General features: G+C 40.8%; 16 protein-coding genes. 15 read left to right on the forward strand and 1 reads right to left on the reverse strand.

Annotated elements, in window-relative coordinates:
* Positions 1–29 precede the first annotated feature (29 nt).
* The 15 genes from CEF22_RS04500 to CEF22_RS04570 all read left to right on the forward strand — a co-directional run bounded on the left by CEF22_RS04500 (position 30) and on the right by CEF22_RS04570 (position 14,396).
* Positions 30–902, forward strand: coding sequence for a DUF6282 family protein (locus CEF22_RS04500; RefSeq protein ID WP_100401939.1), 873 nt, complete (start codon positions 30–32; stop codon positions 900–902).
* A gap of 18 nt (positions 903–920) precedes the next feature.
* Positions 921–2,324, forward strand: coding sequence for an FAD-binding oxidoreductase (locus CEF22_RS04505; RefSeq protein ID WP_198508024.1), 1,404 nt, complete (start codon positions 921–923; stop codon positions 2,322–2,324).
* Position 2,325: 1 nt separating this feature from the next.
* On the forward strand, positions 2,326–3,678 hold the full coding sequence (locus CEF22_RS04510) for a (Fe-S)-binding protein (protein WP_100401941.1): 1,353 nt from the start codon (positions 2,326–2,328) through the stop codon (positions 3,676–3,678).
* A 16-nt stretch (positions 3,679–3,694) separates the two neighbouring features.
* Positions 3,695–4,348 carry an ABC transporter permease gene (locus CEF22_RS04515; protein ID WP_095478370.1) on the forward strand — a complete coding sequence of 218 codons (654 nt, stop codon included), beginning with the start codon at positions 3,695–3,697 and terminating at the stop codon, positions 4,346–4,348.
* Between the two features lie 19 nt (positions 4,349–4,367).
* On the forward strand, positions 4,368–5,372 hold the full coding sequence (locus tag CEF22_RS04520) for an ABC transporter ATP-binding protein (RefSeq protein WP_095478368.1): 1,005 nt from the start codon (positions 4,368–4,370) through the stop codon (positions 5,370–5,372).
* A gap of 12 nt (positions 5,373–5,384) precedes the next feature.
* Positions 5,385–6,125: an ABC transporter permease gene (locus tag CEF22_RS04525; RefSeq protein WP_095478366.1), complete on the forward strand. Its 741-nt coding sequence runs from the start codon at positions 5,385–5,387 to the stop codon at positions 6,123–6,125.
* A 20-nt stretch (positions 6,126–6,145) separates the two neighbouring features.
* Positions 6,146–7,078: an ABC transporter substrate-binding protein gene (locus CEF22_RS04530; protein ID WP_100401942.1), complete on the forward strand. Its 933-nt coding sequence runs from the start codon at positions 6,146–6,148 to the stop codon at positions 7,076–7,078.
* A complete protein-coding gene (locus tag CEF22_RS04535) occupies positions 7,071–8,393 on the forward strand; it encodes an MmgE/PrpD family protein (protein ID WP_100401943.1) in 1,323 nt (440 codons plus the stop codon). The genes CEF22_RS04530 and CEF22_RS04535 overlap by 8 nt, the downstream gene beginning before the upstream one ends.
* Before the next feature lie 62 nt (positions 8,394–8,455).
* A complete protein-coding gene (locus CEF22_RS04540) occupies positions 8,456–8,683 on the forward strand; it encodes a TIGR04104 family putative zinc finger protein (RefSeq protein ID WP_100401944.1) in 228 nt (75 codons plus the stop codon).
* A 469-nt stretch (positions 8,684–9,152) separates the two neighbouring features.
* Positions 9,153–10,013 (forward strand): ABC transporter ATP-binding protein, encoded by an 861-nt coding sequence (locus CEF22_RS04545; RefSeq protein ID WP_100401945.1) that lies wholly within the window; start codon positions 9,153–9,155, stop codon positions 10,011–10,013.
* The gene (locus CEF22_RS04550) at positions 10,010–10,654 is read left to right on the forward strand and encodes an ABC-2 transporter permease (RefSeq protein ID WP_100401946.1); all 645 of its coding nucleotides are present in this window, start codon (positions 10,010–10,012) and stop codon (positions 10,652–10,654) included. The genes CEF22_RS04545 and CEF22_RS04550 overlap by 4 nt, the downstream gene beginning before the upstream one ends.
* A 26-nt stretch (positions 10,655–10,680) precedes the next feature.
* Positions 10,681–11,055 carry a GntR family transcriptional regulator gene (locus CEF22_RS04555; RefSeq protein ID WP_100403912.1) on the forward strand — a complete coding sequence of 125 codons (375 nt, stop codon included), beginning with the start codon at positions 10,681–10,683 and terminating at the stop codon, positions 11,053–11,055.
* Between the two features lie 6 nt (positions 11,056–11,061).
* Positions 11,062–11,673: an ABC-2 transporter permease gene (locus CEF22_RS04560; protein ID WP_232726175.1), complete on the forward strand. Its 612-nt coding sequence runs from the start codon at positions 11,062–11,064 to the stop codon at positions 11,671–11,673.
* 120 nt (positions 11,674–11,793) lie between these two features.
* Positions 11,794–12,849, forward strand: coding sequence for a hypothetical protein (locus CEF22_RS04565; RefSeq protein WP_157843167.1), 1,056 nt, complete (start codon positions 11,794–11,796; stop codon positions 12,847–12,849).
* 71 nt (positions 12,850–12,920) lie between these two features.
* Entirely contained in the window at positions 12,921–14,396 is a 1,476-nt protein-coding gene (locus CEF22_RS04570; protein WP_100401949.1) for a potassium/proton antiporter, read from the forward strand.
* A 12-nt stretch (positions 14,397–14,408) separates the two neighbouring features.
* Here CEF22_RS04570 and CEF22_RS04575 read toward each other — a convergent pair whose 3' ends face one another.
* Positions 14,409–14,600 (reverse strand): histone protein, encoded by a 192-nt coding sequence (locus CEF22_RS04575; RefSeq protein WP_095478346.1) that lies wholly within the window; start codon positions 14,598–14,600, stop codon positions 14,409–14,411.
* Positions 14,601–14,743 lie beyond the last annotated feature (143 nt).

Consider the following 14,743-nt stretch of genomic DNA (forward strand, 5'->3'; position numbering starts at 1 on the left):
GAAGTCGAGCTGAAAAAGGAGATTGAGCAATGAACTTTCATCCATTATTAGAAGGTGCGATTGAACTGCATTGTCATAGTTATCCAAGTATATTTGCAAGAAAACAAACGGATTGGGAGCTTGTTGAAGATGTGAAGAAAGCGAAGATGGCTGGTGTCGTACTGAAGGCGCACGAGGCATCCACTGTGGATCGAGCGACGCTAATTCGCTTAAAAGAACCGGAGCTACATGTATACGGAGGTCTTGTGTTAAATGAGTTTACAGGAGGATTATCACCAAGGGCTGTTGACGCAGCTATTAGGCAAGGAGCCAAAATGATTTGGATGCCAACTATTTCAGCCAATCAGCATTGTTGTGAGTTCGCCAAAAAACAAACACGTTTGTTTAGTAGTGCAAGTCCACTTCCAAATGAAGAAGGATTGAAGATTTGGAATGAAAACAGGCAAATCAAACAAGAGGTTCATGAGATTTTAGCTTTGATAGGTGAGGCGGATATTGCCCTGGCGACAGGACATTTATCTGCTGAAGAAGTGGCTGTTCTCGTTGATGCGGCCAAAGAACATCGTATTCAAAAAATATTGATTCAACATGCGGATCTTGGGATTGCGCCAGTTCCTCTTGATATGCAGAAAGAGCTTGCGAAAAAAGGGGCGATTATTGAGAAATGTTACTTAGCATGCAGTGACGACTTCAATGATTTGTCCGTCGCACAGATGGCTGAGACGATACGTGAAATCGGTGCTGAGTCGTGTGTGCTTGTCACGGATTACGGTCAAGACCATCATATTCCACCAATTGAAGCATTAAGCCATTTTGTTAGTGAAATGCTTCAAGCTGGTGTGACAGAACAAGACGTAGAAACAATGATTGTTCACAATCCAAAAGTACTTCTCGGTATTTAAAAGTGAGGGTGAAAACTGATGAAAGAACAACTGCTTAAGAATATTCAATCAATCATTTCAGAAGATCGCATTTTAACCGATTTATCTGACCGTTATTCTTATAGTTACGATGCTTCGTTCGGAGAATATTTACCAGATGTTGTGATCCAACCGAAAAATTCGAAAGAAATTGCCAAACTTGTACAACTGGCAAATGAATATAAAGTGCCTGTTTATCCAAGAGGTGCTGCTACTTCTTTAAGCGGAGGATCGCTTGCCGTTGAAGGTGGGATGCTTCTTGACTTGTCACAGTTTGAAAAGAAACTCATCATTGATCGTGAAAATTTGCTAGCGATTGTCTCTCCAAGCGTGATCACAGCAGACATTCATAAACGAGCGGAAGAAGTGGGGCTGTTTTATCCGCCAGACCCGAGCAGTTCTCATGTTTCCACGATTGGTGGCAATTTGCTCGAAAATTCAAGCGGGCCGAAAGGGTTAAAATATGGCACGACAAAAGAATATGTCATTGGTTTAGAAGTTATCACTCCGACTGGCGAGATTATTCGTACAGGAGGCCGAACGGTGAAAAATGTAACCGGCTATGATTTAACACGGCTGATTGTCGGCTCGGAAGGTACGCTTGGGATTGTGACGGAAGCGATTTTACGGCTGATCCCAAAACCTCTTGCTAGAAAAACACTTTTAGCTTCTTTCGATCGTCTAATTGATTCAGGGCATGCGATTACGAAGATTTTGTCGTCGGGTATTTTACCGAGTGCCATGGAATTGATGGATAATGCTTGTATTCGCGCAGTTGAAAATTTTCAGCCGAGTGGGCTTCCTGTTGAGGCGGAAGCGATCGTTATCATTGAAGTAGATGGCCATCCCGCTGCCATTGAAGAAGAAATTCAAGAATGTGAAGCGATTTGTCGAAGGCAGGGGGCGACGAATATAAAGGTAGCTAGAACAGATGCTGAGCGCAATGACATTTGGAAAGCTCGAAAAATGGTCTCTCCTGCTATTACTCAGATGGGACCAACGAAGATTTCAGAAGATGCCACGGTTCCAAGAAGTCAGATCCCAGAAATGATGGAAAAGCTACATCAGATTCGTGAGAAGTACCAGCTGAATTTAGTCGTTTTTGGCCATGCAGGTGACGGCAATCTTCACCCGAATATTATTACCGATAAACGCAATTTAGAGGAAATGAAGCGGGTTGAGGATGCAGTCAGTGAAATTTTTGAAGCAGCCGTTGAGCTTGGTGGGACGCTGTCAGGAGAGCATGGAATCGGTACATTAAAAGCGCCGTATATGGAGATGGAACTTGGAAAAGAAGGACTCTTCATGATGAAAAAAATTAAAGAAGCATGGGACCCGAATCATATTTTAAATCCGGGAAAAATTTTTCCGCAACCAGGGCAGACAAAGGTGGTGTTAACTTAGGATGAATGAAGCGCCAACCATAAAAGAATTAAAACTAACCAATCAATATAATCAGAGATTAAGAGACCTTTCATATGATGCAGCGAACCAATGTGTTCAATGTGGGTATTGCCTACCAGCTTGTCCGACTTATGAATCCATGGGACGAGAATCACAATCGCCACGTGGAAGGATTAACCTTGTTAAAATGGCGGCGGAAGGAAAGATCGATATTCAACAGGATCTTGCTGAATCGATTGATTTATGTCTTGGCTGCCGTGCGTGTGAAGTAGCATGTCCAGTTAATGTGCCGTATGGTCAAATTTATGAATCGGCTAAAGAAGTGATCGCAGAACAACAAGAACATGTACAGCCTAAGAACGAAGAAAAGTTGCAAAAGAAAGTTCGTGACGCCACATTAAATCATCTGTTTCCGCATCAAACACGTTTGCGCGTAGTAGGAAACCTTACATGGTTTTATCAGAAAACAGGTTTAAATAAGGTGGTCCAAAAAACAAACCTGATAAACAAAACTTCTCAACCAATGGGGGCATTCGAAAAGGTACTGCCACAACTTGAGTCTCCACTTAAACGTTATAAATATGGACAAACATTTTTACCGAAAACAGAAAAAAGAATAAAAATTGCCTTTTTTCCAGGTTGTATTATGGATGCCATGATGTCTAAGATCAATCGGCTGACAATTGAACTTCTTCAGGCGGCTGGTTGTGAAGTCGTCATTCCGAAACAACAGAATTGTTGCGGAGCTCTTCATGCTCACCAAGGGTTAACGGCGGAGGCTAGGAGACTAGCAAAAGCAAACATTGTCGCATTCGAATCATCTCATGCTGACTATTACGTAAATAATGCTGGCGGTTGTGGGGCGATGCTTCGAGAATATGACCATCTTTTTAAAAATGATCCGGAATGGAAGAACCGTGCGAGAGCATTCGTAGAAAAATCTAAAGATATTACGGAAGTTCTTGTAGGGCTTAGTCCTCTTCCTTTTAAGAAAGAATGGCAAGGCATGATTACGTATCAAGATTCATGTCACTTGCGCAATGTGCAAGGAGTAATAGATGAGCCACGAATGTTACTTCAATCTGTTCCTGGAGCAACATACATCGAAATGGAAGGAAGCGATCGCTGTTGTGCATCGGGCGGGATTTATAACCTTCTTCATTTTGATGAATCGATGAAAATTTTAGATGAAAAGATGAACAAAGTGAAGCAAACAAACGCCAACACCATCGTAACGACCAATCCAGGCTGTTTGCTCCAAATGCGGCTAGGTATTGAAAGAGCCGAGATAGATGAACGGGCAAAAGCCTTGCATATTGTCGAAGTATTAGCTGAAGCTTGCGGAATTACTTGAAGGGGGGATTTGCAAGATGGAATTTATTGAGTTTATTAATTCCAACTGGAATGAAATTTTAATGATGACTTGGGAGCACGTTCGCCTAGTTGGGCTAGCTGTTGGAGTAGCTATCCTAATCGGAGTGCCATTTGGGATTTATATTACCCAGCATGAAACGCTTGCTAATTTAGTGTTAACAGTAGCCGGTATTATTATGACGGTTCCAAGTATTGCGTTGTTTGGCATCATGATCCCAATTTTATCCGTGATTAATCAGGGGATTGGTTTTTTACCAGCGTTTATTGCTTTAGTTCTGTACTCTCAGCTTCCGATTATCCGAAATACATTTATCGCTGTTAAAAATGTGGACCCCAATATGCGGGATGCCGCCATTGGAATGGGCATGACAACTTGGCAGCGACTCCGTAAAGTAGAAATCCCGATTGCGCTTCCAGTCATCATGGCAGGAATTCGTATGGCGGTTGTATTAACAATTGGAGTGGGAGCGATTGCTGCATATATCGGGGCAGGTGGATTAGGTGTTTATATAGCACGAGGCATTTCAACTAGCTATACAACTATGGTTCAAGTGGGAGCTCTTTCTGTTTCTCTCTTAGCCATTGTCGCTGATTATATCCTTGGTTTTGTGCAAAAGCGTGTATCACCAAAGACAGCTCATTCGAAGTAGAAAAGGAGAGGATGTTTCAATGATCATCTTTAAAGATGTGTCCAAAGTTTATGAAAGTGCTGATAAAAAAGTAAGAGCGGTGGACAACGTGAATATGACCGTAGAACAAGGAGAAATTTGTGTGTTTCTTGGTCCGTCAGGTTGCGGGAAAACAACGCTTCTTCGCATGGTCAATCGCCTTGTATCCATTACGAGCGGAACGATTGAAATCGGTGGAAAAGACATTTATTCATTAGATCCGATTGAATTAAGACGCTCCGTCGGCTATGTCATTCAGCAAAATGGACTATTTCCGAATATGACGATTTGGGAAAATATTTGTGTCGTTCCTAAAATGCTCGGCTGGGATGAGGAGAAGTTAAAGAAGCGTTATACAGAGCTGATGGAAATGATGGGGTTAAATCCAGAGGAATATAGAAAACGTTATCCTTGGGAGCTTTCCGGTGGCCAGCAGCAAAGAATTGGCGTAGCTAGAGCTTTGGCGGCAGATCCTCCCGTTATGTTAATGGATGAACCATTTGGGGCATTAGATCCGATTATCCGTGACCATTTACAAAATGAATTTTTGCGTATCCAAAAAGATGTCAAGAAAACGATTTTATTTATTAGCCATGATATCGATGAAGCCATTCGCTTAGGGGATAAAATTGCGATCTTCAATGGAGGGCAATTAATGCAGTATGGTACACCAGATGAAATTTTATCAGAACCGAAAAATGACTTTGTCAGGGACTTTGTTGGTAGTGATCGTGAAATTAAACGATTAACGCTTTTAACGGTAAAAGATCTATTAACTAGAGCTGAAAAATCTAATCGTAAGATGGCTATTGCCACAGAAATGAATGAATTTATTGTCCGTCTTGATACAGATTTACGCACAGCATTAGCTGTTTTATTGTCCTCTCCAAAAGGAGAAGCCGTTGTGTTAGACCAAAAGGGGAATGTATATAAAACGATCAATATTGCTGACTTTGGACTGTTAACTGGGGTGCATCCTTCGCAATTAAAGTCAATCGTTCAATAAGGTGGTGATCTAATGAAAAGGAAAAACAAAGTAGAAGTTGTGATTCGGATCGGCTTATTTATATTCATAGTGGCATTAATTATTTATGGAATAAAATCAGGAGCTCTTCAGTTTATAAAAGAAAACCCAAGTGAAGTTGCTTATTTAACTGGTCAGCATTTAAAATTGGTAGCGGTTTCATCGCTAGCGGCTATAGTCGTCGCTGTACCGCTTGGCGTTTTTATTACAAGACCGCAGTTTAGAAAGTTTGAATTTCTTGTAGTGAATTTCGCCAATATCGGACAAACAGTTCCCAGTATTGCGATCTTAGCTCTTGTTATGAGTTATTTAGGGTTGGGGTGGCAAACCGCGGTATTCGCTTTATGGTTTAGCTCTCTTCTTCCAATTTTGCGTAATACCATTGCCGGAATTCATTCTGTTCATCCAGCTATTATTGATGCAGGGAAAGGGATGGGGATGACTCAATCACTGATCCTTTGGAAGCTGGAACTTCCTAATGCTTCCTATGCGATTTTAGCTGGCATTCGTACAGCGATAGTGATTAATGTTGGCACGGCAGCACTGGCTTTTTTAATCGGTGGTGGTGGATTAGGCGATTTGATCTTCACAGGCATTTCTCTTTATGATCCAGGCATTATGCTTGCTGGTGCCATTCCGGTTATTACGCTGGCGGTGACGATTGATTTTCTCCTAGGGATGCTTGAAAAATTAGTTATCCCAAAAGGGTTACAGCGTAAAGAAGAATTTATTTAATCATTCAGGGGGGATAGTAAATGAAAAGATTAATAGGATTAGTTTGTATGATGTTTCTTATGGCTGTGCTGGTAGCGTGCGGTTCTGAGTCAGCAGGAGGTTCCGGAGAAAGCAAAGGGAAAATTACAGTAGGTGGAAAAGACTTTACGGAACAGCATATTTTAACGAAAATGACATCCATTTATTTGAAAGAAAAAGGGTACAAGGTGGATGAAGCGAGTAGTATGGGAAGCACAGTTGCTCGTTCTGCACTTGAAAATGGACAGCTTGATGTGTATTGGGAGTATACAGGAACAGCATTAATGGTTTATTTAAAGCAACCAGTGGAAACAGATCCAGTGAAAGCGTATGAGAAAGTAAAAGAGCTTGATAAAGAGAATGGCCTTTCTTGGTTAAATAAGTCAGAGTTCAATAATACGTATGCCATTTTAATGCGTGAAGATCAAGCAAAAGAGTTAGGAATCAAGTCCATTTCCGATCTGGCTGAGGTTGTAAAAAAGGATGCTAGTAAACTGAAGTTTGCGACCAACTCAGAATTTTATGCGCGTGAAGATGGAATGAAAGGTCTTGAGAAAAAGTACAGTTTCTCGTTCCCTTCGAAAAATGTCGTGAAAATGGACACGGGTCTTTTATATAATTCATTGAAAGACAGTCAAGTGGATGTGACAGTAGGGTTTGCAACGGATGGGCGTATCAAAGGGTTTAATTTAGTAGTATTAGAAGATGATAAACAGTTTTTCCCAGCCTATAATGGTGTACCAGTTGTACGTCAAGAAGCAGTGGAAAAATATCCTGAATTAGAAGGGCTTTTAAATGAACTGGCTGATCGGTTAGATGGAGAAACAATGAAAGACTTAAATTATCGTGTGGACGTGAAGCATGAAGATGTAAATGAAGTAGCGAGAGAATGGTTAACAGCAGAAGGATTATTAGGAGAAGGTGAAAATGAATAATTCTCTTTCTTCTTACATTCACTCTGAATCGATTGACGAGCTAGATGAAAGGACTTTACTCGCATTAAAAGAAGCACTTGCTGACATTGTCGCTTGTACAATTGCAGGAAGAAAGACAGAGGCCGCAAACATTGCCAAGCAATTTGCTGTCGCACAGTGGGGAACAGGGAAAAGTTCACTAGTCCTTTTTCCTGAAAAGTTGACGGCTCCTGGTGCTGCATTTGTCAATGCGACAATGGCAAATGAATTAGATTTAGATGATGGGCACCGTTTGACAAAAGGCCATCCGGGTGCCGTTATTTTTCCAGCTGTGCTGGCTGTCGCAGAAGAAATCCATGCAAGTGGGAAGGGATTTTTAACAGCACTCCTAATAGGGTATGAAACAGGTATCCGGGCGGGGATGTTGGCTCATCAGCTTCGCCCAGAGTACCATTGTACTGGATCGTGGGGAGCGATAGGTGCAGCGGCTGGTGTTTCTCGGCTGCTGGGTCTTTCACGAGAAAGAATTGAACACGCATTAGGCAATGCTGAATACTTTGGCACTTATTCCCCGATGATGCGTTGCATTGAGCATCCGTCCATGTTGAAGGATGGGGTAAACTGGGGATGTATGACAGGGGTAAGTGCGGCTTACTTGGCGAAGTTAGGATATACGGGTATTCCTTCTCTATTTCAAATGGATGAAGCGGTCGAGTTGATTCAAGAATTGGGAAGTCATTATCGTATAAACGAGCTATACTACAAGCCATTTGCGTGCTGTCGTTGGGCACAGCCGGCGATTGAAGCGGTGAAAACGATGAAAGCTTCGCATAGATTTACAGCTGATCAAATTGAAAAAATCATTATCCATACCTTTACAGAATCAGCGGCTTTATCAAAAGAATATCCAAAATCAACAGAAGAAGCCCAATACAATTTATTTTTCCCAACAGCAGCCTATCTTGTGTATGGTGAAGTAGGTCCAAAGCAAGTATTAGATCAACTAGACGATCCAGCCATTTTAAAAATGATGGATAAAATAGAAGTGAACATCGATCAAACATTGAATCAAACTTTCCCAAAAAAAGCATTGAGTAAGGTTGAAATAATCACTAAGGATAAAAAGGTGTATCATTCCCCTGTTACTCAAGCGCGAGGAGACTATGATTTTCCGTTAACGGTAGCAGAAAAGAAAGAAAAATTCCTTCATCTCACCGTCCCACACTTAGGGACACAACAGGCACAACAATTATTAGAGCTTATCTATCACGTTGAAAGTCTCTCGGATATTTCAGAGCTTACAGATGCATTATTGAGTGAAGAAATAAACTGTTAAATAAAGTGAAACTTCCACCTCCCTCCATACGTAAATGGGAGTAAAAAGAGAGGTGGTTTTTCATGGCTAGTTGTCAAAACTGTCAATGCAAATGGAAAAGGCGAGAGGTACTGCGAGTAGGCTTTTCAAAAAACGGCCTCGCTTGTCCGTATTGCGGGACGAAACAATATGTGTCAGAAGAAACGACTAATTGGCTTACGTTAACGTATTGGAGTCCGATATTTTTGCTTATGATATTATTGCCGTCATTTGTGGAGTTAAGTAGTGAGGAGAAGCCGTATCGGTGGTAATTTTTTGAGTTTAGCAAGCTTTTTATCATATAGTTGTCGTATCTGTACATCACAAGGCAGACAGAGTTATCAAAAAAGTCAGTTTTTGCTGACTTTTTGGATGTTTCTTTAATCTTGCGAGCGATTTCTTCGACGTTTTATCCATTTCTTTGACCTTACTAGTGCTTTCTTCGGCTTTCTCAGCCTTTCTTTGACCTTACTGGCACTTTCTTCGACTTTTCCAGCCTTTCTTTGACCTTACTAGTGCTTTCTTCGACCTTCTCAGCCTTTCTTTAACCTTACGAACAGGTTCTTCAACTTTTTTGCACACCCCCATCCCTTCGCTTTTTATGCAGAAAGGACCGTCTCATAAATCAGTGAGACGTTTTTTTCTGTTGACATATCTGTTCATACTGTTTATGTTTAATATATACAGTATGAACAGATTAAAAAGGAGGGAGAGGGCAGTGTTCAAAGCTGTCTGGATGTAATGGAGCATATTTTAGAGGTGCAGCATGTATCAAAAACATTTAAAAACTTTAATTTAGACGATGTTAGTTTATCGATAAGGAAAGGCTTTATTATGGGATTTATCGGTCCGAATGGGGCGGGGAAATCGACATTGATTAAATGCATCATGGATTTTATTCCTTATGAGCAAGGAACAATTAAACTGTTCGGCAAAACGCATGAGGAAGCAACGAGGGAGATTAAAGATCGCATCGGTTTTGTCGCGGATGAAAATATTTATTTCGATCATTTAACGATTGAAGGCAATAAAAAATTAGTCGCCCCGTTTTATTCACAGTGGAGTGATACAACCTTTTATCATTATTTAGAGAGATTCGGATTAGATCGGAAGCAAAAGGTGAAGAGCTTATCTAAAGGGATGAAAATGAAAATGGCGTTAGCTTTCGCTTTATCGCATGAAGCGGAATTGATTATTATGGATGAGCCAACAGCAGGGCTCGATCCAGTCTTTCGTCGCGAGCTTTTAGATATTTTGCTTGAAGTAATTCAGGACGAAAACAAAGCGATCTTTTTCTCGACTCATATTACGACGGACCTTGAGAGTATTGCTGATTATATTGCGATGATTAATAACGGGCGTATCGTCTTTAGTAAAGAAAAGGATGAACTGCTTGATCATTTTCAAATCGTGAAAGGCCCGACGGAAATCGTCGATGAGGTGAAATCCCATTTGATTCATGTTAGAAAAACAGCTGTTGGCTTTGAAGCGTTAACAGAAAAAGGAGCATTATTGCGCGAACGATATGGAGATCACTTTTCATTTGAAAAGCCGACGCTCGATCAAATAATGTACTTTTTCGTGAAGGAGAAGGCGCAATGATTCAACTTGTCATTCGAGAATTGAAGCTTATTCGACCGATTTTTTATGTCATGTATTCAGCGATGGCATTCGTATTATTGCGTTTGGCGATGACGGATGGGTACATGAATATGGGCGCGATTTTGTATGTATTTATGGTTTCTTTCTTTTGTGTTACCTCTATTAGTCAAGTAGTTCGGGAACAACCGAGCACTCGTTTTTCAGCACAGTCTTTGCCGGTGTGTAGAAAACAACTAGTAGGCGCTCGTTTTTTAGTGAGTATCCCAGTACTTATGATTAGTTTCATCATTTATATGATCATTGCGGCTGTGATGTCTTTTGTTGATATTGGAATCGCTGCATCATTGCCCGGGTGGAAAGATATCGTCGCTATCTGCATGCTTCATTTTGTCGCTAGTTCGATTTATCACGTGATGTATTATCGGTTTGGCTATTATGTTAGTAGTTTTTTGACGATGTTTATTTTGATTTTTACTTTCAGTTTTATGTTTGGTGCTTTAGCAGGGACTGGTTTAATAGAAGAGAGAGGGTATTGGTTTAGCCAACCGTTACCTCTATTAGGCATGTTAACGCTGACAGGGCTAATTACTGGTGGCAGTTATTTATTGTGTGTGCATTTGTATGAAAAGCATCGCTCTTAACGAGGAAAGGAGGGGATGGGATGTCTTTGCATATTCGCATTACGAACAGTGGAGATGAGCCGATCTATGCACAGATTCAGCGGCAAATTAAAGAGCATATTTTGCGTGGGGAGCTTCAAGAAAAAATGGCGTTGCCGTCGATTCGCAAACTAGCCAAAGAGTTGCAAATTAGTGTGATTACGACGAAAAAAGCGTATGAGGAGCTGGAGCGAGAAGGATTTATTGAAACGTATCCTGGTAAAGGCTCTTACGTATCCGCACAAAACCCGGAATTATTAAAGGAGAAGCAATTGAAGATTATAGAAGAGCAATTAACGGAAGTCGCCAAGCAAAGCAAAGCTTTTCAAATTTCTCTTTCTGAACTAACGGAGATGCTGGCACTTATTTACGAGGAGGAATGAATAGTGATGAGACATTTAATGAGACTCAACGTTCAAAGTATGAATCGGCTATTATTATTTATGACACCACTCATTTTTTTATCAACAATAACAACGGCTAGTCATTCCTATCAGTTTATCGTATTTGTCTTTGCGGTTTCTGGTTATTATGTGATGATTTCTAATTTGCCGAATAAGGAAAATCCCGATAGTTCGCTGCTTATTCATACGTTGCCAGTCACTCGCGCACAAATCGTCGTTGCAAAATATATCGGAGGCTTAAAGTGGTTTCTAATTGCGTTCACCATTTATCTTATTGTTGCCGGAGGACTCGGTGGTTTCATCGCTCCTGTTCCTAAATGGCAAGAGATCATCATCGTGTTGAGTATGCTCCTAGGCGTGATGAGCATTTTTTATCCTTTATATTATCGTTGGGGCTACTATGCGGCGATTGCTGCGAACGGACCAATCATTCTATTGTTCTTTATGTCAAGTTCTTTCTATCCGAGTGTGCTTCCGAACTTATTTAATTTGTGGCTTACGCATCCATCATTTTTATTCACTTTTTTCGGATTAGCGATGGTGGCATGGGTGATCTCGCTTTTATCGTCAATTCGGTTGTTTGAAGCACATCGGTGAAGAAAGATGGGATGTATTTCGTATGAACAAACTTCTATAAATCTCCTTATTTTCTCAATAAAAGGGATAGTCATTATGTTACAATGAAAACGAATACATACATGGTAAAAGGCGGGTGTTATGATGCAACGAGTAGAGACGTTAAAGCCAAAATGGATGTGGTTTTTTCTTTTAGCAGGAGTGATCATACTTGGCAATTATTTGGCTCATCATTTGTTAACCGTTCCTAGTGAGGATGTACAAGGGATGACGATTGGGTCGCTAGTCGACTTTGTGATTGTCCTTCCTTTGTTAACTTACTTCCTCATACTTCGTAAAAAACGGTCGGTTATTCCGATCATTGGTGTAACGCTTCTTGGCTATTTGACAGCTAAAGTGATGATTCCGGCTGAGCGATTAGACGGAATGGAATGGATTGGCTGGGTGTTGGCAGCTGGTGAAGTGACGCTGTTCGTAGTGGAGATTTGGCTGATAGTTAAAGTGGTGAAATTTATTAGAAGTGTTCGAGCAGAGGCGCGGCAAAGTAGTGGAAGGTTGACTCCAGCGATGGCTGTGTTGCAGCGAGCAGATGAGAGGTTTTCTGATCATCGTTTAGCGCAAATCGTGGTGTCTGAATGGGTGATGCTGAAACACGCACTCGGCAGTTGGAAGCAAAAAGCGCTGGTATCGCCCCGACATTTTACCGCTCATCAAAAGACGAGTGTGATCGCTTTTTATGTCATGATGATCCACGCGATCGTGCTTGAGTCGGTAGGTCTGCATTGGTTGCTTCATTCAGTCAGTCCGATAGTTTCTTGGATTTTGTTAGTGATCAATATGTATGGTGTGCTCTTTTTTATCGGTGAGATTCAAGCAATTCGACTCAATCGGATCACGATCGATTCGCATGAAATCAACATTCCAATCGGGCTAATGAAACGAATCACGGTACCGCTGGAGGCGATTCATTCGATTCGCCGACCAGAACCGGGAGAATATCATCCAAAAGATAAAACTGCTTTTCACGGAATTTACGTTGATTTTGAAAAGCCTGAGCCGCAAATCGTTATTGAGTTACAAGAACCACTAACGGTGAAATACTTATACGGCTTTAGCAAGCAAGTGGATAAAGTATATTTAAAACTGGACCAACCAGAGGAGTTTTTGGCAGCAGTGAGACATGAGTTAGCAGATTAGACCTTTCTTTGAGAGGGGTCTTTTCTTTTTGTTTAGTATATAATGATAGAAAGACAAAAAGGGGGGCACGGATGGGGTTTTATATTGAAAATATTATTTTGATTTTTGCGGTGTTGTTATTTATCGGTGTGTTTACGGCTAAGTTTTCGACAAGGTTAGGGTTACCGTCACTTGTCTTCTTTATTATGGTAGGGATGGTGCTCAATCGTTTTATTTTCTTTGATAATGCTTGGTTGACGCAGTTATTGGGGACAGTGGCCTTAATTGTCATTTTGTTTGAAGGAGGATTGCAAACAAAATGGACGAATATAAAGACGGTGTACAAACCGGCTGTGTCTTTGGCAACGTTTGGAGTGCTGGTTACTACGATAGTAATTGGGGCGGCCGCAAAGTACATTTTAGGAATTAGTTGGCTAGAAGGGATGTTGTTCGGTGCGATCGTCGGTTCAACGGATGCAGCCGCTGTTTTTGGTGTGCTAGGCAATAAAAATATTCAAACAAAACTAACCTCGATTTTAGAAGCGGAATCAGGCACGAATGATCCTATGGCTGTTTTTCTAACCATCACCCTTATTCAGCTGATACTAGCGCCGTCATTTGAGCCTTTCCATCTTCTTGCTCTCTTTATTTGGCAAATGGGAATGGGATTGTTGATGGGCGTGTTGCTTGGAAAAATGTCTATATGGGTTATTAATCATATTAATTTGGACTCATCTGGTTTGTATCCGGTGCTTTCCATTGCCCTTGCGATATTTACATTTAGCACGGTGACAATCATGAACGCGAGTGGTTTTTTAGCAGTTTATGTTATGGCCGTGATGCTTGGAAATGCGGATTTAACGTATCGGCGTTCCATCGTGGGGTTTAATGAAGGATTTGCTTGGATGATGCAAATTCTGATGTTTGTTTTGTTGGGGCTCCTCGTATTCCCAGGGGAATTGCTAGAGGTTGCTTGGCAAGGGATCGCGCTTTCTGTTCTATTAATGCTTGTTGCTCGTCCGATTGGAGTGTTTGTTAGTCTCATCAAGAGTCGATTAAATGTTAACGAGAAATTATTTATTTCATGGGCTGGGTTAAAAGGAGCTGTACCCATTATTTTAGCCACCTATCCATTAGTAGAGGGCTTAGAGAATGGTCAGTTAATGTTCAATGTGACCTTTTTCGTTGTTCTTTCCTCGGCACTCGTACAAGGAGCGACGATTTCACCTATTGCTGCTTTCCTTAGAGTGGAGGGAAAAGGCAAAAAACTTCAACCACCACATAGCCTAGAGCTCGTCTCCATCGGAAGAACAAACAGCGAAATTATTGAAATTCAAATTTCTGAAGACTCTATTGTCACTTATCAAGAAATTCAACAACTCAACCTTCCGCAAAAAACCTTAATCACAGCTGTCATTCGCGGGGAACAATTAATCACTCCATACGGCGGAACAAAGCTACTGCCAGAGGATGTATTATATATTTTAGTAGCAAAGGATCAGAAAAATGAAGTGAAGAACATCATTATGACCGCTAATGAAACCTCTAGGGAAGAAAAACTTCTCTAGAGGTTTTTCTCGTTAGGCAGCTTTCTTGCTATTTTTCTTATTATCTTTCTTTTTAGCTACTTTCTTTTTGTCGGCCTTCTTCTCAGCTTTTTTCTTAGCTACTTTTTTTGCTAATTTCTTCTCAAGTTTCTTTTTGTCCGCCTTTTTCTTATCTTTCTTTGTTAGTACTTCTTCGATCTTGCTTTTCTTTATTTTTTTAGCCATGATCATACTCCCCTTTTCCATATTTTTATAGTAACGTTCTTCGCAAAAAGAACGTCTGTGTACTAGGTTAACATAACCATTTATGGAATACAAATTGAATGATTATAAAATATTTACAGAAATGAAAGTTGTATTGGATGGTT

Source organism: Bacillus sp. FJAT-42315, assembly GCF_002797375.1.
GTDB lineage: Bacteria > Bacillota > Bacilli > Bacillales > Domibacillaceae > Bacillus_CE.

Bases quoted from the DNA above. Each gene is read 5' to 3' on its own strand.
- CEF22_RS04530 (WP_100401942.1), top strand. From the start codon at position 6,146: ATGAAAAGATTAATAGGATTAGTTTGTATGATGTTTCTTATGGCTGTG.
- CEF22_RS04540 (WP_100401944.1), top strand. From the start codon at position 8,456: ATGGCTAGTTGTCAAAACTGTCAATGCAAATGGAAAAGGCGAGAGGTA.
- CEF22_RS04550 (WP_100401946.1), top strand. From the start codon at position 10,010: ATGATTCAACTTGTCATTCGAGAATTGAAGCTTATTCGACCGATTTTT.
- CEF22_RS04560 (WP_232726175.1), top strand. From the start codon at position 11,062: ATGAGACATTTAATGAGACTCAACGTTCAAAGTATGAATCGGCTATTA.
- CEF22_RS04505 (WP_198508024.1), top strand. From the start codon at position 921: ATGAAAGAACAACTGCTTAAGAATATTCAATCAATCATTTCAGAAGAT.
- CEF22_RS04565 (WP_157843167.1), top strand. From the start codon at position 11,794: ATGATGCAACGAGTAGAGACGTTAAAGCCAAAATGGATGTGGTTTTTT.
- CEF22_RS04510 (WP_100401941.1), top strand. From the start codon at position 2,326: ATGAATGAAGCGCCAACCATAAAAGAATTAAAACTAACCAATCAATAT.
- CEF22_RS04500 (WP_100401939.1), top strand. From the start codon at position 30: ATGAACTTTCATCCATTATTAGAAGGTGCGATTGAACTGCATTGTCAT.
- CEF22_RS04545 (WP_100401945.1), top strand. From the start codon at position 9,153: ATGGAGCATATTTTAGAGGTGCAGCATGTATCAAAAACATTTAAAAAC.
- CEF22_RS04570 (WP_100401949.1), top strand. From the start codon at position 12,921: ATGGGGTTTTATATTGAAAATATTATTTTGATTTTTGCGGTGTTGTTA.
- CEF22_RS04525 (WP_095478366.1), top strand. From the start codon at position 5,385: ATGAAAAGGAAAAACAAAGTAGAAGTTGTGATTCGGATCGGCTTATTT.
- CEF22_RS04535 (WP_100401943.1), top strand. From the start codon at position 7,071: ATGAATAATTCTCTTTCTTCTTACATTCACTCTGAATCGATTGACGAG.
- CEF22_RS04520 (WP_095478368.1), top strand. From the start codon at position 4,368: ATGATCATCTTTAAAGATGTGTCCAAAGTTTATGAAAGTGCTGATAAA.
- CEF22_RS04515 (WP_095478370.1), top strand. From the start codon at position 3,695: ATGGAATTTATTGAGTTTATTAATTCCAACTGGAATGAAATTTTAATG.
- CEF22_RS04575 (WP_095478346.1), bottom strand. From the start codon at position 14,600: ATGGCTAAAAAAATAAAGAAAAGCAAGATCGAAGAAGTACTAACAAAG.